The following is a 21,180-nucleotide window of genomic DNA, read 5'->3' as shown; positions in this document are numbered from 1 at the left end:
CTATTCTTCTATTTTAATATGTTGTTTCCAATTTTCGTATATCTCCTGATATTGAGCTGACAATTCTTTTTTTGGTTCAAGGCTTTCAAGTATTTCAAGATCTCCAAAAGCTTCATCCAGATTTTTATAATATCCCGACCCGTAAGCTGCGCCCCGGGCGGCTCCTTCAGCTCCAGATGTTTCATATAATTGAAGATTTGCCTGTGTGGTACTGCAAAATATTTCCCTGAAAACCGGGCTTAAAAAAAGATTGCCCTTACCTGCACGCACTACATCTCCAGAAGTACCCAAGGATTTCATTACATCAAAGCCATAATTCATGGCAAATACAATCCCTTCACAGGCAGATCTAATAAGGTGTGCCGGTTTATGGATATTGAAATTAAGGTTCTCAATACCCGAATTAACATCTTTATTATTGAATATTCGTTCGGCGCCGTTTCCAAACGGATAAAATCTTAAATCCTCACTTCCCGGTGCTACCTTGGCAGCTTCTTCGTTCAGAAGGTCGTAAGAGAGCAGTTCCTTACGGCCGAGCGAAATGGTTTTTCTAAGCCACTGATAAAGAATACCGGAACCGTTAATAATCCCAAGAATTCCGTTGCGCTTTTGGTCTTCAGTGTTATTAACGTGCAAAAAGGTGTTGATCCGGCTCTGTTCATCATAAATATCTTTATCTGTTACCGCGTAAATTACTGCGGAAGTACCCGCTGTAGTGGCAATTTCGCCAGGGTTCAGAACGTTTAGTGACAGCGCATTGTTTGGCTGGTCCCCTGCCCGGTAAGTGATAAATGCTTCGGGATTAAGACCTAATTCTGAAGCAATTTCAGAATTTACTTTTGCCTGTTTTGCAAAACTGGATACGATCTCCGGAATCATTTCTTCTGAAAGCCCCATCTTTTCAAGGACTTCAGTGGCGAGTTTCCCCTTAGGAAAATCCCATAATGCAGCTTCAGACAAACCTGAAGTAGTGGTTTGGGCAACACCGGAAAGTTTTGCTGCTATAAAATCTCCAGGGAGCATCATATATTTTGCCCTGGCGTAAATTTCCGGCTCGTTTTCTTTGACCCATTTAAGTTTTGAAGCAGTAAAATTCCCGGGGCTCCCAAGAATCTGCTTCTGGCTTTTTTCCTTTCCTATAGTTTCAAAAGCATCATTTCCAATTTTCACTGCTCTACTGTCACACCAAATAATAGAAGGCCTTAACGGGTTGAGATTTTCATCGGTAAGTACCAGTCCATGCATTTGATAGGCTATTCCAATGGCCTGTATCTTCTTAAGATCAACCTGGTGCTTATGGCGTATTTTTCCTAATCCCTCTTTTACATAATCCCACCAAACAACCGGATCCTGCTCTGCCCAGCCGAATTTTGGAGCGATCATTTCCATTTCTGAATCGGGAACGGTGACAGCACAAATTTCTTTGCCTTTTTCACCATCCAGAACCGAAAGTTTAATAGAAGAGCTTCCTAAATCTATTCCTAAGAAGTACATAATTTTATTTTTTCAATTACTTATAATTTATCCTTTGGGCCCCATAAAAGTTCCATTTCCTCCAGGGTTTTCCCTTTGGTTTCCGGTACAAATTTCCAGATGAAAAGTCCGGATAAAACAGCCATTATTCCGTAGATCCAGTAAGAGAACCCGTGGTTAAAAGTTTCCACAAGGCTTACATTATTATTCATCATAGGGAAAGTCCATGAAACCAAAAGGTTGGCAAGCCATTGTACTGCCACGGCTACTGCCATAACACCTTTAATTTTATTGGGAAATATTTCAGAAAGCAAAACCCAGGTTACAGGTCCCCAGGACATAGCAAAGGCCGCAATGTAAAGCAACATCCAAAGCAGGGCGAATACTCCTTCAGATTGAAGGTAAAGCACCACTCCCAGTCCAATCATACTTACAGCCATCACTGCACTCCCTATGAGCATTAATTTTTTTCTTCCGAAGTTATCTACGGTAAAAATTGCCAGTACCGTAAACAGCATGTTTATAGCCCCTACAATAATAGTTTGTAACATGGAAGCATCGGTTTCCATTCCCATTCCTTTAAAAATTTCAGGAGCATAATAAAGCACAACATTTATCCCTACAAACTGCTGGAAAACCGATAGCAAAATTCCTATAATTATAATCCCCCACCCAAAGCTAAGCCAGGGCGCACGTGTTTTGCTGAAGGAAGCTTTTATTTCCTGCAGAATTTGTGAAGCTTTCTCAGGACCATTTAATTTGGTTAAAACCTTTACCGCATCTTCTTCATTTCCCTTCATTGTTTGAAAACGCGGAGTTTTAGGAACTACCAGTAAAAACAAAAAGAAAAGCACTGCCGGAATACCTTCCGAAAGGAACATATAACGCCAGCCTGTAAGATTAATCCACTCTTCGGTCTGGCCGTTCACGATAAAATAGTTTACAAAATACACTACCAGCATTCCGGTAACGATTGCGAACTGGTTAAAAGAAACCAGTTTACCCCGAATATTCGCGGGTGCCATTTCAGCAATGTAAAGTGGTGCCAGCATACTGGCCAAACCTACACCTATACCACCCACAATACGATATATAATAAAGGAAGTAAGGGTATTGGCCTGGAAAATATTCATGGCCTCAGGATAAGCCGAGCCACAGGCAGAAATCAGAAATAAAGTGGCAGACAAAATAAGGCCGTTTCTACGGCCTATGGAATTTGCTGCTTTATCTCCCATAGAAGCACCAATAATACAGCCTACCAAAGCACTGCTAATCATAAAACCAAGAATAGAATTCCGAAGGTTTTCTGTAAGCACCTCAGGTAAAGTAAGGAACTGGAAATAATAAACAGCTCCCCCAATCAGGAGAATACCGGCAATGATAATGTAAGCTTTGGTACGGTGAAAGAATTTTAGAATAAACGAAGCGAATAAAATTCCAACCGCAAGTATGCATAAACTGATAATCACCTTAAACTGAAATATCATACTTGCCGAAAGAATTGCATTATCCTGTAAAGAGGTTATAAAGTAATTCTCCAGTGACCCAACGGCCCCGGAAATTACCGCAGTATCATAACCAAACAGCAGCCCCCCCAGGCTGGCCACAATGGTAATAAGATAAACACTTTTTTGACTAATTTTTGCTGTCGCCATGTGTGATTTGTTATTTAAAAAAGACCTTATGGTTTATTTGACTACAAGTTTAAATATTCTTTTTAACTTTAGCAATTTATTAGGCTTAATTATTAATTTTTCATAAAAACCAATATTCTCTTATTTCATATCCTCAAAAACAGGGAATAAAATAGCTACAAATCTCAAATTGATATAACATGGAAAAAACACTCATAAACGAAGAATCCGGCGAAATGGTAAAAACTTCAGTAATGAGTACCATTACCATAGATTGTGTAATATTTGGATTTGAAAATGGAAGTCTTGAAATTCTACTGGTAAAACATGGACGCGGAATAAGAAAGGGAGAATGGGGACTCCCCGGTGGATGGATAAAAGAAAAGGAAGGTTTGGATAATGCAGCGCACCGCCTGTTGCGGGAACTTACCGGACTTAATAACATTTACCTGGAGCAGCTTAAAGCTTTTGGAGATCCCGATCGATTTCCTATGGGCCGGGTAATTACTATTGGCTACAATGCCCTTATCAAAAGGGAAGATTATAATATAAAAGCCGGGTTTACCGCTTCGGAGGCAAAATGGTATAAAATAAAAGAAATCCCCAACCTTATCTATGACCATAACCAGATCCTTGATTACAGCCTTAAAAGATTAAGGCGCCGCGTAAGACAGGCTCCCATCGGCTTTAATTTGCTTCCTGAAAAATTCACTTTACTCCAGTTAATGCAGCTTTACGAAGAAATACTTGACAAGGAGATGGATAAGCCCAACTTCCGCAGAAAAATACTTCGAATGAAACTGCTGGTTGACCTGAATGAAAAACAAAAAGATGTTTCTCACAGAGCAGCTAAACTCTACAGGTTTGAGGACAATATCTATAAAAAATTAACAGAGAAAGGATTTAGTTTCGAATTTTGAGTGTTTGTGCATCATAAATGTTATTTTTACAGTTATAACAAGGTAAGTTGCATAAAGTTTCAAATATTTATGCAATTTTTTTAATAAGGCTAAAGCTATAGTTTATTATAAAGCCTAATTGAAGAGGGTTTGCTATATTTGAAATTCTACGCAACAGATATTAAAATACATTTAATGGGGCATCAATTTTATATGAATGAAGAAGAAAAAAGAAGTGACCATATATGATCTGGCAAAAGAGCTAAAATACTCCCCTTCTACCATTTCAAGGGCTCTTAACAATCACAAAAGCATTAGCCAGAAAGCAACAAAGGAAATCCAGAAAGTTGCTAAAGAACTGGGCTATCGTCCCAACTCGATTGCGGCCAGTCTTCGCAATAATAAAAGCAAGACTATAGGCATCATGATAGCCAGGATTAACAGGCCTTTTATTGCTTCACTTATCAGCGGAGTGGAAGAAGCTGCCAGAAAAGCAGGGCACAATGTAATTATCAGCCAATCTAATGATAAATATGAAAATGAAATAAATAATGCCAAGGCACTTTATGACAGTCGTATTTGTGGTTTAATTGTTTCCCTGGGAATGGAAACCAAAGACACCGGGCATTTTAAACAATTTGTAGATCAGAATATCCCCATTGTTTTTGTTGATCGTGTGCCGGATGCATTTAATTCCTACAGGGTTATTATTGATAATTATGCTGCAGGTTACCGTGCCACCAGGCATTTGATAGACGAGGGATGTAAAAGAATTGCCCATTTTGCAGGAGCGCAGCATCTTAATGTCTATAATCTGCGGAAAAAAGGATACCTGGATGCCCTGCGTGAGCATAATTTTGAAATTGACGAAGATCTTATTATTGACCTCAACACCATGAGTTTTGAAGAAGGTGAAGAGGCCACTTACAAGCTGCTGGATATGGAAAATCCGCCTGATGGCTTGTTTTCTTCAAACGATACTGCAGCAGTTAGTGCAATATTAACAGCCAGAAAAAAAGGGGTAAAAGTACCAGATGAACTTGCTGTAATAGGCTTTAATGACGATCCTATCGCTTCCATAGTAGAGCCGGCACTTTCCACTGTATCACACCCGGCCATGAAAATGGGAGAAATCTGCACGCAACGTATCTTAGAGCATTCTTCAAAAAACCTTGATACCAATATTTCAGAAATCACTATGCTCGATACTGAAATTATCGTACGAAATTCAAGTAAAAAGAAAAAGCTGGAAACTATTTTAGAAGCCGAATAATTCCGGCAGCCAAAGACTTAACTGCGGAAAAAGAATCACCAAAATCAATGCAGTCAACATACCAGCGAAAAGAGGCAGCAAGGGTTTAATTACCTTTTGTATTGTAGTATTTGCCACTCCAACCCCAATAAAAAGTACTGCACCAACCGGGGGTGTACAAAGTCCAATACATAAATTCAGCACCATAATAATTCCGAAATGAACAGGATCTATTCCCATTGCTGTGGCAACCGGAAGAAAAATAGGCGTAAAAATGAGTATTGCCGGGGTCATATCCATGAAAATCCCAATAAACAATAAGATTAAATTGATAAGAATCATTACTACAATTGGATTATCGCTGAAAGAAAGCAAAGCTGAAGTTACATCCTGCGGAATATTTTCATAAGACATAATCCAGGACATGGCAATGGACATTGCGATTAGCAGCATTACCAGTGAAATTGTTCCGGCAGATTGTACCAGGATAGCTTTCAGGTCTTTTATTCCTACTTCTTTGTAGATAAAAGCAAGTATCAGGCAATAAACCACAGCAACCGAAGAAGCTTCCGTAGCAGTAAAAATTCCCGCCACTATTCCGCCAATGATAATAAACAGCAGGAATAAACTTGGCACTGCCGAAATAAAAGCCTTCAAAACCTGTGAAGCCGAACTTCTCTTTCCAGTGGGAAATCCTTTCTTCTTAGCCCATATCAAAGCGATGATCATCAAAATAAGTCCGGTAAGGATTCCGGGAATATAACCCGCCAGAAAAAGCGCACCAATGCTTACCCCACCACTGGCCAGGGAATAAATGATAAAAATATTGCTCGGCGGGATCAGCAATCCCGTAGTGGCAGAAGTTACATTTACTGCAACACCATATTCCTTGGTATAGCCTTCCCTCTCCATACGTTCAGACATAAAACTTCCAATTGCCGCCGCGGCTGCTCCTGCAGAACCGGCAATGGCGCCAAACATCATGGCTGCAACAATATTAACATGCGCAAGGCCACCGGGCAGGGAACCTACCAGAGATTTGGCAAATTCAATAAGGCGCTTGGCAATTCCCCCATGATTCATAATATGCCCCGCCAGGATGAAAAACGGGATCGCCAGCAAAGAAAAACTGTCCAAACCTGTCACCACTCTTTGCGCAATAGTGGTAAAGGCAGGAATAGAATTTATGCTTATTAGAATCGTGAGCAACGAAGCAATACCAATACTCCACGCTACCGGAACACGAATTCCTACAAGCACAATAAAGCTAAGCACCAGCACAAAAATTTCCATTATATGGGTTTCTTTAAAAGTTTTTTAGCCTCCCAAATGGAAAGAAACTTAAAATAAATAATAATTACACCGCACACCGGAAGAATAGAATAAACATAACCCATTGGCAGACCCAAAGCGGCCGAAGTCTGTCCTAAATGGAAAGAAATATATACATAGCGTAAGCCACCAATAACAAATACTGCCATTACAAAAACCGCAATCAGCACAAAGGCGATGATATCCATCTTTATTTTCTTTTTTTCAGACATTGAAGCAGGTAACAGGTCTATGGCGATATGCTCGTTTTTACCAGCAACATATGTTGCGCCCACCATACTCACCCAAATTAGCATAAAACGGGCAAGCTCATCTGTCCATGAGCTTTGATCGGCAAAAATATATCGCGTGGCCACGCCCCATAAAACGCTAAAGAGCATAATGGCAATTAAAATCACCACCAGCCATTCCAGAAATATATTCAGCCTCTTACGTATTTTCATAAATCTTTTATTTCCTGCACTAGGTTGTAGAGGGAAGTATCCTTCTGTTTTAAAGCTTCAATTACGACTTTACTTTCTTCGCGGAATTTATCTTTATCAGGATAATTCACCTTTACACCAGCTTTTATAATTTCCTCAAGAGCTTCTTTTTCGGCTGCTTCCCATAATTCCCTCTCCTTTAGTGAAGCTTCCCTGGCACTTTCATTTATCCACATTTTCTCCTGCTCACTAAGATCTTCATAAATTGAAGAACTTATTACCAGAACATCGGGAATGGCGGTGTGCTGATCTATTGAAAAATTCTTGCAAATCTCATAATGCTTTGAAGAGTAGAAGCTGGGCAAATTATTCTCGGCACCATCAACCACGCCCTGCTGCAGCGATGTGTACAACTCTCCCCAGGATACCGGAGTAGGCGAACCTCCCAAAGCTTTCACCAAAGCGATTGCCGTGGGGCTTTGCATTACCCGTATTTTCATGCCCTGAAGGTCTTCCGGAGTCTTTATTGGCGTAGCCATAGAATAAAATGAACGGCTGCCCGCATCGAAATAAGTGAGGCCGCGCAACCAGTATTTTTCCCCGTCCAGCAATAACTCCTTTCCCAGCTCACTGTCATAAAGTTTATAACGATGTTCCCTATCCCGAAATAAATAAGGATAGCCAAAAACCTTCAATTTCGGAGAGAAATTTTCCATTACCGCAGAAGATACTTTGGTCATGGCAAGGCTGCCAATCTGCAATAATTCCAGTGCCTGCCTTTCGGAACCTAACTGACTGCTGGGATAGATTTCAATGCTAAGTTTTCCGCCGGATTTTTCCCTGACCCTTTCAGCAAAATATTCCATGGCGATATGCACGGGATGGGTGACTCCAAGGCTGTGCGCCAGCTTTAAAGATTTTCCTTCTTCCTTTTTTCCGCAGGCGGTAAGCAGCAGTAAAACAAGGACTAACAAGATTTTACCTTTGGCGCTCTCGCTCATTTCTAATTATAGATTAATTCAAAGTAAAGGTGACTTCTTCAACTTCAGTCATTCCGAGCTCGGTATTTCTTTGATGCGGAGTAGATCCTCCCAAATAAACCTTAAAATCCCCTTTTTCCAGTACCCGTTCTCCTTCCAGGTTTACTAATTCCATCATTTCCGGAGTAATTTCAAAATTGATTTCTTCGGAAGCACCCGGCTGCAGTTTTACTCTTTTCACCCCGAATAATTGATATTTAGGAGCATCTACTGAAGTTTCTACGTCTGATACATAAAGCTGTACTACTTCTTCGGCTTCCTTTTCGCCGGTGTTGCTCACCTGAACCGAAGCCTGCAAAGAATTGCCTTTTTTAACCCTATTCCTGGAAAGTTTTATATCGGAATAATCAAAATTGGTGTAGCTAAGACCATATCCGAAGGGATACATTGGCGCCTCATCCATATACTTATAAGTTCGCCCGTTCATCGTGTAATCTTTATAAGGTGGCAGGTCATCCAGAGATTTGGGAAAAGTAATGGGCAATCTTCCGGAAGGGGAAATTTTACCAAAAATAATATCGGCAACTGCATTTCCACCTTCTTCGCCGGGATACCATACCAGCAACACGGCATCGGCCAGTTCATGAACTTTTTCAAGGTTCATCGGGCTACCTCCGGTAATTACAGCAATAACAGGATTATCGCCTGCGGCATCACTCAACTTCTGTAAATAGTCAATTTGGTTCTGCGGAATATTATAATCCATCCTGTCGCCAAATGTTTCAGAAGCAATAGATTCGCCTTCCTCGCCTTCCAAAACTCCTGAGATTCCTAAAACGGCAATAGTAGCATCACTGTTTCCGGCATTTGGAGAAGCCCAGTCCTGTGGATTGGCATTCGGGCGATCCAGCAAAGTTCCCTGCCGGTATTGCATCTGGCTCTGGGGCTCAATAGCGCCGGCCAGCCCTTCAAGAATAGTGACTAAATCTGGATTAATTCCATGGTAATTTCCCAGTAAAACCTCTATGCTGGTAGCATTGGGACCGGTTATAAAATACTTGGAAAGGTCGTTTTTTAAAGGAAGTGCTCCATTGTTTTTTAACATTACAATAGATTTTTGAGCAGTTTCTTTTGCCAGCTGCCTGTGCTCTTCAGTATTTAAATTTTCTACAGAAAGCTTTGAATATGGGTTATCTTCAACGGGATCAAAAAGTCCCAGCTTAAATTTGGTCTTCAACAGCGTGGCTAACTGTTCATTAATTTCTTCTTCGCTCACCAGGTCCTGTTCCACAGCAGCAGGAAGCGATGGATAAGTACTTCCGCAGTTAAGATTAACGCCACTTTTAATGGCCAGTGCAGCAGCCTGCTCGGGAGACTCCACTACATTATGCCCTTCATAAAAATCTACCAAAGCCCAGCAATCACTAACAATATGCCCTTCAAAATTCCATTTATCACGCAGCACGTCCTGAAGCAGGTATTTATTGGCACAACAAGGTTCCCCGTTAGTACTATTGTAAGCACACATGATGGTTTCCACATCGGCATCTACCAAAGCTTTAAATGCGGGCAGGTAAGTTTCCCACATATCTTTTTGGGAAGCTTCCGCATTAAACTCGTGCCTTAGTTTCTCCGGACCACTATGCACGGCAAAATGCTTGGCGGCCGCAGCAGTTTTTAAATATTTTGGATTGTCTCCCTGAAGCCCTTTTACAAAAGCCGTTCCCAGGATAGAAGTAAGGTATGGATCTTCCCCATAGGTTTCCTGCCCCCTTCCCCAGCGCGGATCCCTGAAAATATTGATATTTGGTGTCCAGAAGGTGAGGCCGCTGTACTGGCGGCGATAACCATTCTTTACTGCGGTATTATGTGTGGCCCGTGCTTCATCTGAAATTGCCGAAGCCACTTTGTTAATTAATTCTTCATCAAAAGTTGCCCCCATTCCTATAGCCTGAGGAAAAACAGTGGCAACGCCAGACCTTCCAATCCCATGTAAAGCCTCATTCCACCAGTTGTATTTAGGAATTTCAAGCCTTTCAATTTCAGGACTGTCATGCATCATCTGCAGTGCCTTTTCTTCTAAAGTCAATCGATTGACTAAATCCTGTACTCTCTCGTCTAAAGATAAAGCCGTATTCCTAAAAGGATAAGCTTCAGATTCAGCAGAATTCTGTGCATTCGCCTGTACAGAAAAAACAATGCTCAATAATAGGAGAAAAGGTTTAATAACTGTTATTTTCATGATGATTAAAGTATTGAAAATTATGATTTATTAAATACAGAGGGGGTAATATCGCAATAGCATTAACAAATAACGCATAAAATTCAATTAAACGCAACCGATTGCGTAAAAAATTTTGTTTACATGCTTTTTTTACCTAATTTTCGCCATACAAGTGCAAAAAAGAATTAGCACTTTCACCATTTATTCCTGTTTTATGAATGTTAACAGACTAATTTTAGGCGTTTTACTCCTATTTTCAGCCCAATCTTTTGCTCAAAAAGGTTATGACCTTTGGCTGCAGTACGATGAAATAACGGATACGCAGCTTCAGAGTGATTACCTGAATAAAATACAGGGAATAAAAATTTTAGGAAACTCACCAACCCTTAATGTTTCTGCGGAAGAAATGCAGACCGCCTGGAAATCTTTCTTCGGAAAAGAACTTCAGAAGAAAAATTCCGGAGAGAATATTCTCTTACTTGGACAAAGAGAGCAACTACCTCAAAAGCTTCAACAAAACCTAAAACAGGATTTCGAAAATATCAATTCTGAAGGTTACATTATTAAAGAAGTAAAATTTGAAGGCAATAACACAATTCTTATAACCGGGAAATCCGACATAGGTGTACTTTACGGCAGTTTTCGGCTGCTTCGGGAAATGCAGCTGCACAATAAACTGTCCAATCTTGCCATTACCGATAGTCCCAAAATCCAGAAAAGAGTGCTCAATCACTGGGACAATTTAGATCGCACGGTGGAAAGGGGTTATGCCGGATTCTCTATCTGGGACTGGCATCTTCTTCCAGATCTTATCAAGCCTGAATATACTGATTACGCCCGCGCCAATGCCTCTATTGGGATTAACGGGACCGTGCTTACCAATGTAAATGCCAATTCCCTTGTTTTAACTGAAGAATATATTAAAAAAGTAAAAGCGCTTGCTGAAGTTTTCCGTCCCTATGGGATCCAGGTTTATCTTACGGCAAGGTTTTCCTCTCCCATGGAAAGCGGGGGCCTGGAAACTGCCGATCCTTTAAATGAAGAAGTAAGGCAATGGTGGAAAGATAAAGCCGACCAGATTTATGCTGAAATTCCTGATTTTGGCGGATTTTTGGTAAAAGCGAATTCTGAAGGGCAGCCGGGACCAAATAATTACGGCCGCTCTCATGTAGATGGCGCCAATATGATGGCCGAAGCAGTAGCTCCTCATGGTGGAATTGTAATGTGGCGCGCCTTTGTTTATTCAGAACATGACCCGGAAGATCGCGCAAAACAGGCATATTCAGAATTTGTTCCTTTTGACGGAGAATTTGCAGATAATGTTTTGCTACAGGTAAAAAACGGAGCTATAGATTTTCAGCCGCGGGAGCCTTTCCACCCGCTGTTCGGGGCAATGCCGGACACTCCTTTAATGATGGAATTCCAGATCACCCAGGAATATCTTGGCTTTGCCACGCACCTGGTTTTTCTTCCGAAGTTATTCGAAGAAACGCTGGAAGAGGACACGTATGTAAATGGTGAAAAATCCACTGTAGCAAAAATTATAGACGGGACGCTTTCAAATAAGAAATTAACCGGAATGGCTGGTGTGGCAAATATTGGAAATGAACGAAACTGGACGGGGCATCCTTTTGGGCAGGCCAACTGGTATGGCTTTGGCCGCCTCGCCTGGGATCCCTATCTCTCTTCAGAAGAAATAGCCGAAGAATGGCTGAAAATGACCTTTACCAATAATGAAGATTTTGTTGAACCTATGAAGGAGATGATGCTGGAATCGCGGGAAACCGTGGTAAATTATATGACGCCATTGGGCCTTCACCATATTATGCGAACCGGCCACCACTATGGCCCCGGACCGTGGGTAAGTAACCTTTCCCGCCCGGAATGGAATCCTGTTTATTATCATAAAGCAGATTCTGCCGGAATTGGATTTGACCGTACCAGCTCCGGCAGCAATGCCCTGGAGCAATACGCCGATCCTATCGCTGAGAAATACAGTTCTCCTGAAACCACTCCTGAAAAATACCTGCTTTGGTTTCATCATTTACCCTGGGATTATGAAATGGATAATGGTAAAAGCCTCTGGTACAATATGGCCTCCAAATACCAGGAAGGCGTGGAAGAAGTTGAAGATATGGCGGAAAACTGGAATAATATGGAGCAGTATGTAGATGAGGAAAGATTTGAAAAAGTATCTATGCTGCTGCAAATTCAGCTAAAGGAAGCCAAATGGTGGAGAGATGCCTGTCTTCTTTATTTTCAGGAATTCTCTAACATGGAAATGCCGGAATTTATACCAGAACCCGCCCATACCTTAGAATATTATAAAAATTTAAAAACACCTTATGCCCCGGGAATTTAATCTCCCGTTAACCATTATAACCTGAAAAAGGAGAAACCCCGCCTCTAAAGCCGGAAAATCTCCTAAACTCTATTTAAATGAAAGAAAATCTAACCGCAATTGTTACCGGCGCTAACGCCGGATTAGGATATGCCACCGCTAAAAAATTATGCGATAACGGCGTTACCACATATGTTAATGGCAGAAACGAAGAAAAAACCAAAAAGGCCTGTAAGGAACTTGGTCCTAATGCCAAACCTTTTATCCTTGACCTTAACAACCTGAAAGATATTCCCGCCGCAGTGGCAAAAATCGCCGAAGAAGCGGGAAGCATAGATATCCTGGTTAACAACGCCGGAATCAATATGAAAAAAGAATTTATGGAAGTGACCGATGAGGAATTCCAGTCCATTCTTCATACCAATGTGACCAGCGTTTTTGTGATGAGCCGCGAAGTTTCAAAATACATGAAAGAAAAAAATGCCGGAAGCATTATCAACATCAGCTCTATGGCGGCTCAGTATGGTATTCCAAAGGTGATTGCTTATTCCGCCAGCAAAACCGCGATTGAAGGAATGACCCGTGCCATGGCTGTTGATCTTGCCGAATTTGGAATAAGGGTGAATTGTGTGGCTCCCGGATTCATCAAAACCAATATGAGCGGCAAGGCACTGGACAGTGATCCTGAAAGAAAAAACAAAGTGCTTTCCAGGACGCCAATGGGTAAACTTGGTGACCCTTCAGACGTTGCAGATGCAGTATTTTATTACGCCACGACCGAATCAAAATTCACTACAGGAACTGTTTTGCCTATAGACGGTGGAAATTCAATAGGGTTTTAAGATCATATAAGTTAAGTGCGGTTTCAATTCCGCTCAACCTGACCATCTGGTATAAATATCAACGAACACATTATCAACATTATGAAAAACCGAATTACAAATCTAAGTTTCTTCCTGCTTTGCACACTGCTGCTCTTCAGCTGTAAATCCAATAATGAAGAAAAAGGGGAAAATGCAGCTATTGCTTCCGTAGAAAAAACAGAGGAAAAAGGGCTGAAAAATTATTATTTCGGATATTTTCCAATTGGCGTTGCAGTAGCTCCAAGGTCTCTTGAGGGCCAGTCCAAAGAACTCATTTTGGAGCAATTTAATAGTATGACGCCGGAGAATGTGATGAAAATGGGAGAGATTCATCCTGAACAAAATCGCTATTACTGGGAGGCAGCTGACAAAATTGCCAATTTTGCCAGGGAAAATGATATAAAAATGCGGGGACATGCCCTGGTATGGCACCAACAAACCGGTGACTGGATCTTTAAAGCTGAAGACGGCGGGCAGGTAAGCAAGGAGGTGCTTTTACGGCGGATGAAAAACCATATAGACAGCGTGGTCTCCCGTTATAAAGGAACAATTTACGCCTGGGACGTAGTGAATGAAGCAATTTCGGACAATCCTGATGAATTTTTGCGAAATTCTCCCTGGTATGAAGTTGCCGGCGAGGACTTTCTTATCAAGGCTTTTGAGTATGCCCATGAAGCCGACCCTGAAGCTAAGCTTTTCTACAATGACTACAATGCCATTATTCCTGAAAAAAGGGAGCGGATTTACAAGCTTCTAAAACTGCTAAAAGACAAAGGTGCCCCGATTGACGGCATGGGAATCCAGGCACATTGGTCAATTTTTGACCCTTCCGAAAAAGATTTAAGGGAAGCCATAGACAAATATTCTTCGTTGGGCCTTGACGTGCAGATAACAGAACTCGACGTTTCCCTTTATCCCTGGGAAAAAGAACGAAGGGAATTAAAGCCGGACGAATCTGATGAATTTACCCCAGAACTTGAACAGCGGCAAATTGAAAGTTACGATATGTTTTTTGATGTTTTCAGGGATTATAAAGAAGTGCTAACCGGGGTTACTTTTTGGAATGTATCTGATAATTACAGCTGGCTGGATCATTACCCGGTAGAAGGCAGAAAAAATTATCCGCTGCTTTTTGATGAAAATTATAAGCCGAAAAAGGCATACTGGAAAGTGGTTGAGTTTGACGAAAAAAATTAAAGACATGAAGATTTCCGCAGCAGCAAGATTAAAGAAAATTTTTTTTTACGGTGTAATGGCTTTTTTGCTCCCGGCGCTTGGCTTTGCGCAGAAAAGTTATATCACCAAAAACGCTGAAGAAGGAGCTTTTGCTTTAGCTTCTGCTTCAGAATTACCATCAATTTATTTAAATACTGAAGATTTTAAAGGCGTAAAAGTGGTAGCCGAGGACCTGAGCCAGGATATTGAAAGGGTAACGGGAAGGCTTCCGAAGATAGACAGCACTGGAGAAGTAAGTGCCAAAACGGCAATTATCGTAGGTACGCTGGGTAAAAGTCCGCTAATTGATCAACTCGCCGGTAACGGGAAATTAGACGTATCGGAGATTGTGGGGAACTGGGAAAATTTCAGCATACAGGTGGTTAACAATCCCATGCCCAACGTAGATAAAGCTTTGGTAATTGCCGGAAGCGATAAGCGCGGGACGATTTTTGGAATGTATGATGTTTCCGAAGAAATGGGCGTGTCTCCATGGTACTGGTGGGCCGATGTTCCTGTTAAAAAGGCCGGAGAGCTTTATGTGAAAAATGGAAAATTTACCGATGGTTCTCCCAAAGTAAAATACCGCGGAATCTTTATTAATGATGAAGCCCCTGCCCTTTCGGGTTGGATTGCGGAGAACTTCGGAGATTTTAACAGCGAGTTTTATGAGCATGTTTTTGAGCTTATTTTGCGGCTGAAAGGAAATTATTTGTGGCCGGCAATGTGGGGCAGGGCGTTTTATGATGACGATCCCAGAAATCCTAAACTGGCCAATGATTATGGCATTGTGATAGGAACTTCACACCACGAACCGTTGATGCGTGCCCATGCCGAATGGGAAAAATATGGTGAAGGAGCCTGGGATTACACTAAAAATAAACAAAACCTGCAGGACTTCTGGAGAAAGGGAATGGAACGAATGGGCAATAACGAGAGCCTGGTAACCATTGGAATGCGCGGCGACGGCGATGAACCCATGAGCGAAGGCACTGCCATTAGCCTGCTTGAAAACATTGTGACAGATCAAAGGCAGATTATTTCTGAAGTTTCGGGGAAACCTGCTGAAGAAACTCCACAGGTTTGGGCGCTGTATAAGGAAGTGCAGGATTATTACGACCAGGGAATGCGGGTACCGGATGATGTAACTTTACTGCTTTCTGACGATAACTGGGGAAACATTCGAAAACTGCCAAATCCTAAGGAAGAAGCCCGGGAAGGCGGCTACGGAATTTATTACCACTACGATTATGTTGGTGGTCCGCGGAATTATAAATGGATCAACACCACGCAGATTTCCAGGGTTTGGGAACAGATGAACCTGGCCTATGATTTTGGCGCAGACCGATTATGGATTGTTAATGTTGGCGATATTAAGCCTATGGAATATCCCATCAGCTTTTTCCTTGATTTTGCCTGGAATCCGGAGAAAATCGCTGCAGAAGATCTTAGAAACTATACCGTAAATTGGGCCGCAGAGCAGTTTCCGCAGGAGTATGCTGAAGAAACTGCAGATTTACTGCTTACTTATACTAATTATAACAGCCGTAGGAAACCTGAACTTATCAGCCCGGAAACCTACAGCCTGAACAATTTTAATGAAGCAGAAAGGGTGCTGGAAGAATTTTCAACATTAGAAGCAAAGGCGGAAAACGTTTACAGTCAGCTTCCGCAGGAGTATAAAGATGCTTTTTATCAACTGGTTTTGTTTCCGGTAAAAGCTTCAGCAAATCTCAACAGGATGTATATAGCAGCGGCAAAAAATAAATTATATGCCGAACAGGGCCGGGCTTCAGCAAATGAATATGCTGATAAAGGAGAAGAATATTTTAAGAAAGACGCTGAACTTACCGATTATTATCACCACGAAATGGCTGATGGCAAATGGAACCATATGATGTCCCAGACGCATATTGGCTACACCTATTGGCAACAGCCCGAGCAAAACAATATGCCGGAGGTAACACGAATAGAAGTGCCTGAAGATGCGGCCATGGGAGTGAGTGTGACAGGATCTGAAAAAACATGGCCGGAAGCATCGGGAAGTGCAAAACTGCCGGTTTTGAGTCCGTATAGCAACCAGGAGGCGAAAATTACCATTTTCAATAAAGGACAGGAAGAGTTTAAATATAAGATCAAAAACAAGAAGGACTGGCTAAGACTGTCTTCGGAAAAAGGAAAAATAAACGATTCTGAAGAAATTGCTTTGAACATTGACTGGAATTCGGCGCCAAAAGGAACTACTGAAGTTCCGTTGACAATTAAAGGCCCCGGAAGAACAAAGGTTGAAGTAATTGTTCCTGTTCATAATCCCGCGGAAAATGATATTTCAGGTTATGTAGAAAGCAATGCTTATATTTCGATTCCGGCAACGGGATATTCAGAAAAATCTGAAGAAGAAAATACCTGGAAAGAAATACCAAATTTAGGAAAGACAGGCTCTGCAATGTCTTCAGGAGAAATGGAACCTGGTATAGAATTTAAAAGAGATAATCCTTACCTCCATTATGAATTTTATGCATTTGAGTCGGGAAAAGTTGAAGTGGAATTTACTTTATCCCCAAGCCTCGATTTTCTTGATCGCGGCGGATTAAGGTTTGCAACATCCATAGATAACAAGGAGCCTGTTACCCTAAATTTGCAAAAAGATACTGATGATGACTGGGGTACTTCGGTAGGCAATAACGCCACGAAAGTGAGCACTTCCTTTACTCTTGATGGTGATGGCAAGCATACTCTAAAGGTATGGGCCATAGATCCCGGAATTGTAATTCAGAAGATTATGATAAAAACCGGCGAGGTTGGAGATTCTTATTTGGGACCTCCGGAAAGCAAGAAAATGTAATAATACAGACAATGTGAAAATGAATCAATAAAATTGGGCTATCAGTATATTGAGATTGACAGATTGCTGGACATCTACCTGATTTTTACAGTGTTTTTATATTAAATGCAAACTTGAATATTACAGAAGCTGAAACAAGTTCAGCTTAACTTTACTGTCAAAGCTTTTTATAGATTTTGGGAAAAGAAGATATTTAATAAAAATAAATCAAATGATGATCTAATCCAGTTCCCTAACCCAGATATTTCTGAAGCTCACCGGATTGCCGTGGTCCTGAAGAACAATAGGCAGTTTTTCAGCGTGTTTGGTATAATGAGGAATTCCGGTATATACAGTTGGTCCTTTAAGTTCGAAATTATTCTGAACCACCACCCCATTATGCAAAACAGTGACTTTTGCAGAACTAAGCAACATCCCATTTTTATCAAATTCCGGCGCAGTGAAAATGATGTCATAACTGTTCCATTCTGATGGTGGATTGGTGGCATTTGCTAAAGGAGTAGACTGCTTATAAATACTGGCAGCCTGCCCGTTGGTATAAGTTTCATTATTATAAGAATCTAATACCTGGACTTCATAATTATCCATGAGGAAAATTCCGCTGTTGCCACGGCCCTGTCCTTCTCCTTTTACCTCAGCAGGGGCTTTCCATTCCACATGCAGCTGTACATCTCCAAAATTCTGTTTTGTTTTAATAGCTCCCGCTCCGGGGTTTACCACTAACGCATCACCTGATATGTTCCAGTTGGCTTCAGTATTATTTCCGGCATTTTGCCATGCATCCAGATTAGACCCATCAAATAAAACAATGGCATCTGAAGGCGGCGCAGTCAAAACCGGTTCAGATTGTACTTTTGGAGGCACAGGCTCATAAAATTCGGTTGCTTCGGGAGGAAGATCGGCAGGATTCTGGGCATTAAGAATGGAGCACAAAAGGAGTAAAACACCAGGGATGCCAGGGAAGGATAATTTAAATTTTCTCATGATAATTATATTTCAGATGGATTTTTCAAAAGACATAAGCATAAATTTAGCTTTTAATCCTGCCGGATCAAATAATAATGACAGATTTTAATATTCAGTAGATAAAAACCTATTTAACAGAATTAAATTTCGCTTTCAATATCCTTTTGTAAATTAGAGATCTTGAAATTATCTTCAGCATATTGAAATATGAAATTGAAAACCTATATACTTTCCATTGCTATTTCTGCAGCTTTTCTGTCCTGCCAGAATTCAGAAAAGGAAAAAAGTCAGAATAATGTTCCGCAGAAAAACACCCTTTCTTACGATCTTCTGGTAAAAAAACCGGATAGTATGGCTGTACCCGAAGGAATGAAATGGGTATCTGGGGTGAAATTCACTATGGGCGCGACTGAAGACGACCCTTATGCCCTGCCGCGGGAAAAACCTGCTCATCCGGTTGCCGTGGATGGATTCTTTATGGATGCAACCGAAGTAACCAATGCTGAATTTGCCAAATTTGCAGAAGAAACCAGGTATGTAACCGTAGCTGAAAGACCCATTGACTGGGAAGAAATGAAGAAACAGTTGCCGCCTGGCACTCCTAAACCCCATGACAGCATTCTGCAGCCCGGTTCATTGGTTTTTAGGAAAAGCCTGGAAAAAGTAAATAACCTGAATGATTATTCACAGTGGTGGGAATGGAAAATTGGCGCCAACTGGAGGCATCCTTACGGCCCGGGCACTAACATAGAAGATAAAATGAATTTTCCCGTAGTTCATATTGCTTATGAAGATGCGCTGGCATACTGCAAATGGGCAGGAAGAAGCCTTCCTACTGAAGCGGAATGGGAAGCAGCTGCAAAAGGGCAGCGTAGCGGCGGAATCTATACTTGGGGAGATGAAGAAAAAACACTTAATGAAAATGCCAATACCTGGCAGGGAACTTTTCCTACTGAAAATAAGACTGAAGATGGGTTTAATTATGCCGCACCTGTAAAATCTTTTCCCGCAAATAGCATAGGATTGTATGATATGGCGGGAAATGTTTGGGAAATCACTACCGATTGGTTTGATGTTAATTATTACAATCAGGCGCTGAACCAGGGAGAGCTGATTAACCCGAATGGTTCAGACAGGTCTTACAATCCTGATAATCCATATGAATCGGAAAAGGTGATGAAGGGCGGTTCCTTTTTATGCAACAAATCCTACTGCGCCAGTTATCGAATTTCGGCAAGGATGGGATTGTCTATGGATTCGGGAACAGATCATGTAGGGTTCAGGACTATTTTACGACCTGAAAAGGGTTAATTCCAGAGCGGACTTTAGGTTTTCTTATCCTGAGGCACCTGCGTAGTTACAATCAGGATTCCCAAACCAGCGAGAACGGCACCTACAAGAAAGGGGATTATAAAACCAAACCGCACGGCATAGCCGGAAAGAAAAGAACCAAGGGAAATACCCAGCCCAAAAGCCATGGTCACCACAGAAAGCTGAGTTCCGGTTTGGCCTTTTTGAGCGAGATCGCCGGCAAGGGCGAGGGCCGGGGCAAAAACCATTGCCGCACTAATCCCCTGAAACGCCCGGGCGGCAATCATATGCCAAGACTCTGTAGCAATCCCCTGTGCCAGTTCCGCAGGAATAAGAGCAATAAGGCCAATAACAATAAAAATCTTACGCCCATATTTATCACTTGCCTTACCGATTAAAGGCTGAAAAATAGCCAATACACCAATTAATGCACTAAATTCCACTGAAAAAAGAAAAGCTCCCTGCCCCAGCCGCTCATTTGTTTCGGTTTCTATGGGAGCCAAAAGGGAGAAGCCAAAACTCATTATAAGCGTAGCCAGTCCCAACGCAAAAATAGGATCAAGAATTCTTCCTTTTTCTGAAGATTTCACACGAATGGACATTTTCCTGTCGCTTGGGTTAATATCTTCGGGATCGTGTACCAATAGGGAAACCAGCACAGCGCCCAGTAATGCTGCAAAAGAAGCTATATAGAAAGAAGCTGTAAAACCATCCATCGTGCCCAGAAGAGGAACATTATAAGGACCTCCCTGCGCGAGAACACCACTAATTAAAGGACCCGCACCAAATCCGATCAACCGGAAAGAATTATAAACGCCCATATTGTTCCCGCGGCTTCCCTTTGCACTCAGTTCGCTTACCAACGCCAGGCTGGCCGTAATAGTAAGTGCTGCGGCCAATCCCTGGAAAGCTCTAACAATCATGAGGGCCCAATAGGTGTGGACGAAGGAATAACTGAAATTTGCAATTGTGAAAAGTACCAGACCAAATAGAACAAATAATTTCCTTTTCCCGAACTTGTCGGAAAGGCGCCCGGCAAAAGGTTGAGTAAAACTGGTAACGAGCCCGAAAAGGCCCAGAACAAGGCCTGTGATAAAGGATTCTGAAAGCCCGAAGAATTCTCCCTGTACTTTTTCACTGGCAATGTAAAGCGGGAGTACCACGATAAGGAAGGAATTCCCAAGTGAATCTGCCATTCTCGCTATTCCCAGGATTATGATTCGCTTATCGGTTCCAAACATATATTCTGGTTCTAAGTGAATTTCTGAAATTTGAAGCAAACCAAAATTAGCCAATCCTGCAGGAGCAGGAGTTTTAACGTGTGGTAAAATGTTGTTAAGAAATAAATTTCATCAAAAATTTATTGACTTCCTCAATATAAACTGAACTCGATCAAACTTTTTTGAATATCCGTTTTATATCA

At 41.6% G+C, this 21,180-nt stretch carries 15 protein-coding genes; 7 read left to right on the top strand and 8 right to left on the bottom strand.

The annotated features are described in order from the left end of the window. Together RM539_RS07085 and xylE are read right to left on the bottom strand one after the other, a co-directional pair. Entirely contained in the window at positions 1 to 1,494 is a 1,494-nt protein-coding gene (locus RM539_RS07085) for a xylulokinase (RefSeq protein WP_311502690.1), read from the bottom strand. A gap of 20 nt (positions 1,495 to 1,514) precedes the next feature. After that, entirely contained in the window at positions 1,515 to 3,128 is a 1,614-nt protein-coding gene (xylE, locus tag RM539_RS07080) for a D-xylose transporter XylE (RefSeq protein ID WP_311502689.1), read from the bottom strand. A gap of 179 nt (positions 3,129 to 3,307) precedes the next feature. Here xylE and RM539_RS07075 point away from each other — a divergent pair, with 179 nt between their 5' ends. Both RM539_RS07075 and RM539_RS07070 read left to right on the top strand, forming a co-directional pair. Next, positions 3,308 to 4,027 carry an NUDIX hydrolase gene (locus tag RM539_RS07075; RefSeq protein ID WP_311502688.1) on the top strand — a complete coding sequence of 240 codons (720 nt, stop codon included), beginning with the start codon at positions 3,308 to 3,310 and terminating at the stop codon, positions 4,025 to 4,027. A 196-nt stretch (positions 4,028 to 4,223) separates the two neighbouring features. Then, on the top strand, positions 4,224 to 5,279 hold the full coding sequence (locus RM539_RS07070; protein ID WP_311502687.1) for a LacI family DNA-binding transcriptional regulator: 1,056 nt from the start codon (positions 4,224 to 4,226) through the stop codon (positions 5,277 to 5,279). On the opposite strand, the gene RM539_RS07065 is transcribed toward RM539_RS07070, so the two are convergent. The 4 genes from RM539_RS07065 to RM539_RS07050 are packed head-to-tail and all read right to left on the bottom strand — an operon-like array spanning position 5,265 to position 10,234. Further along, positions 5,265 to 6,551: a TRAP transporter large permease gene (locus RM539_RS07065; RefSeq protein ID WP_311502686.1), complete on the bottom strand. Its 1,287-nt coding sequence runs from the start codon at positions 6,549 to 6,551 to the stop codon at positions 5,265 to 5,267. The two genes, RM539_RS07070 and RM539_RS07065, sit on opposite strands and share 15 nt — an antisense overlap. Then, on the bottom strand, positions 6,551 to 7,033 hold the full coding sequence (locus RM539_RS07060) for a TRAP transporter small permease (protein WP_311502685.1): 483 nt from the start codon (positions 7,031 to 7,033) through the stop codon (positions 6,551 to 6,553). The genes RM539_RS07065 and RM539_RS07060 overlap by 1 nt, the downstream gene beginning before the upstream one ends. Continuing rightward, positions 7,030 to 8,013 carry a TRAP transporter substrate-binding protein gene (locus RM539_RS07055; protein WP_311502684.1) on the bottom strand — a complete coding sequence of 328 codons (984 nt, stop codon included), beginning with the start codon at positions 8,011 to 8,013 and terminating at the stop codon, positions 7,030 to 7,032. The genes RM539_RS07060 and RM539_RS07055 overlap by 4 nt, the downstream gene beginning before the upstream one ends. 13 nt (positions 8,014 to 8,026) lie before the next feature. Next, the gene (locus tag RM539_RS07050; protein WP_311502683.1) at positions 8,027 to 10,234 is read right to left on the bottom strand and encodes a glycoside hydrolase family 3 N-terminal domain-containing protein; all 2,208 of its coding nucleotides are present in this window, start codon (positions 10,232 to 10,234) and stop codon (positions 8,027 to 8,029) included. Between the two features lie 196 nt (positions 10,235 to 10,430). Here RM539_RS07050 and RM539_RS07045 point away from each other — a divergent pair, with 196 nt between their 5' ends. From RM539_RS07045 to RM539_RS07030, 4 genes are all read left to right on the top strand, one after another. After that, positions 10,431 to 12,578 carry an alpha-glucuronidase family glycosyl hydrolase gene (locus RM539_RS07045; protein ID WP_311502682.1) on the top strand — a complete coding sequence of 716 codons (2,148 nt, stop codon included), beginning with the start codon at positions 10,431 to 10,433 and terminating at the stop codon, positions 12,576 to 12,578. A 77-nt stretch (positions 12,579 to 12,655) separates the two neighbouring features. Further along, positions 12,656 to 13,399, top strand: a complete 744-nt coding sequence (locus RM539_RS07040; protein WP_311502681.1) for an SDR family NAD(P)-dependent oxidoreductase — start codon at positions 12,656 to 12,658, stop codon at positions 13,397 to 13,399. Positions 13,400 to 13,480: 81 nt separating this feature from the next. Continuing rightward, on the top strand, positions 13,481 to 14,617 hold the full coding sequence (locus RM539_RS07035; RefSeq protein ID WP_311502680.1) for an endo-1,4-beta-xylanase: 1,137 nt from the start codon (positions 13,481 to 13,483) through the stop codon (positions 14,615 to 14,617). Positions 14,618 to 14,621: 4 nt separating this feature from the next. Next, positions 14,622 to 17,480 carry a glycosyl hydrolase 115 family protein gene (locus RM539_RS07030; protein ID WP_311502679.1) on the top strand — a complete coding sequence of 953 codons (2,859 nt, stop codon included), beginning with the start codon at positions 14,622 to 14,624 and terminating at the stop codon, positions 17,478 to 17,480. A gap of 219 nt (positions 17,481 to 17,699) precedes the next feature. Here RM539_RS07030 and RM539_RS07025 read toward each other — a convergent pair whose 3' ends face one another. Beyond that, positions 17,700 to 18,464 carry a 3-keto-disaccharide hydrolase gene (locus RM539_RS07025; RefSeq protein WP_311502678.1) on the bottom strand — a complete coding sequence of 255 codons (765 nt, stop codon included), beginning with the start codon at positions 18,462 to 18,464 and terminating at the stop codon, positions 17,700 to 17,702. A gap of 189 nt (positions 18,465 to 18,653) precedes the next feature. Between RM539_RS07025 and RM539_RS07020 the strand changes: the two genes are divergently transcribed. Next, a complete protein-coding gene (locus tag RM539_RS07020) occupies positions 18,654 to 19,757 on the top strand; it encodes a formylglycine-generating enzyme family protein (RefSeq protein WP_311502677.1) in 1,104 nt (367 codons plus the stop codon). 14 nt (positions 19,758 to 19,771) lie between these two features. Here the strand turns inward: RM539_RS07020 and RM539_RS07015 are convergent, their stop codons facing one another. Beyond that, complete coding sequence (locus tag RM539_RS07015) at positions 19,772 to 20,998, bottom strand: MFS transporter (protein WP_311502676.1); 1,227 nt, start codon at positions 20,996 to 20,998, stop codon at positions 19,772 to 19,774. Positions 20,999 to 21,180: the final 182 nt, after the last annotated feature.

The sequence above is a fragment of the Autumnicola musiva genome, assembly GCF_031846585.1.
GTDB lineage: Bacteria > Bacteroidota > Bacteroidia > Flavobacteriales > Flavobacteriaceae > Autumnicola > Autumnicola musiva.
Note: the sequence above shows the minus strand (reverse complement) of the source record. Positions and strands in the feature narration are given on the sequence as shown.

Coding starts and splice junctions, on each gene's coding strand:
- RM539_RS07040 (WP_311502681.1), top strand. CDS start 12,656: ATGAAAGAAAATCTAACCGCAATTGTTACCGGCGCTAACGCCGGATTA.
- xylE (WP_311502689.1), bottom strand. CDS start 3,128: ATGGCGACAGCAAAAATTAGTCAAAAAAGTGTTTATCTTATTACCATT.
- RM539_RS07065 (WP_311502686.1), bottom strand. CDS start 6,551: ATGGAAATTTTTGTGCTGGTGCTTAGCTTTATTGTGCTTGTAGGAATT.
- RM539_RS07075 (WP_311502688.1), top strand. CDS start 3,308: ATGGAAAAAACACTCATAAACGAAGAATCCGGCGAAATGGTAAAAACT.
- RM539_RS07025 (WP_311502678.1), bottom strand. CDS start 18,464: ATGAGAAAATTTAAATTATCCTTCCCTGGCATCCCTGGTGTTTTACTC.
- RM539_RS07085 (WP_311502690.1), bottom strand. CDS start 1,494: ATGTACTTCTTAGGAATAGATTTAGGAAGCTCTTCTATTAAACTTTCG.
- RM539_RS07045 (WP_311502682.1), top strand. CDS start 10,431: ATGAATGTTAACAGACTAATTTTAGGCGTTTTACTCCTATTTTCAGCC.
- RM539_RS07030 (WP_311502679.1), top strand. CDS start 14,622: ATGAAGATTTCCGCAGCAGCAAGATTAAAGAAAATTTTTTTTTACGGT.
- RM539_RS07055 (WP_311502684.1), bottom strand. CDS start 8,013: ATGAGCGAGAGCGCCAAAGGTAAAATCTTGTTAGTCCTTGTTTTACTG.
- RM539_RS07050 (WP_311502683.1), bottom strand. CDS start 10,234: ATGAAAATAACAGTTATTAAACCTTTTCTCCTATTATTGAGCATTGTT.
- RM539_RS07020 (WP_311502677.1), top strand. CDS start 18,654: ATGAAATTGAAAACCTATATACTTTCCATTGCTATTTCTGCAGCTTTT.
- RM539_RS07015 (WP_311502676.1), bottom strand. CDS start 20,998: ATGTTTGGAACCGATAAGCGAATCATAATCCTGGGAATAGCGAGAATG.
- RM539_RS07060 (WP_311502685.1), bottom strand. CDS start 7,033: ATGAAAATACGTAAGAGGCTGAATATATTTCTGGAATGGCTGGTGGTG.
- RM539_RS07035 (WP_311502680.1), top strand. CDS start 13,481: ATGAAAAACCGAATTACAAATCTAAGTTTCTTCCTGCTTTGCACACTG.
- RM539_RS07070 (WP_311502687.1), top strand. CDS start 4,224: ATGAAGAAGAAAAAAGAAGTGACCATATATGATCTGGCAAAAGAGCTA.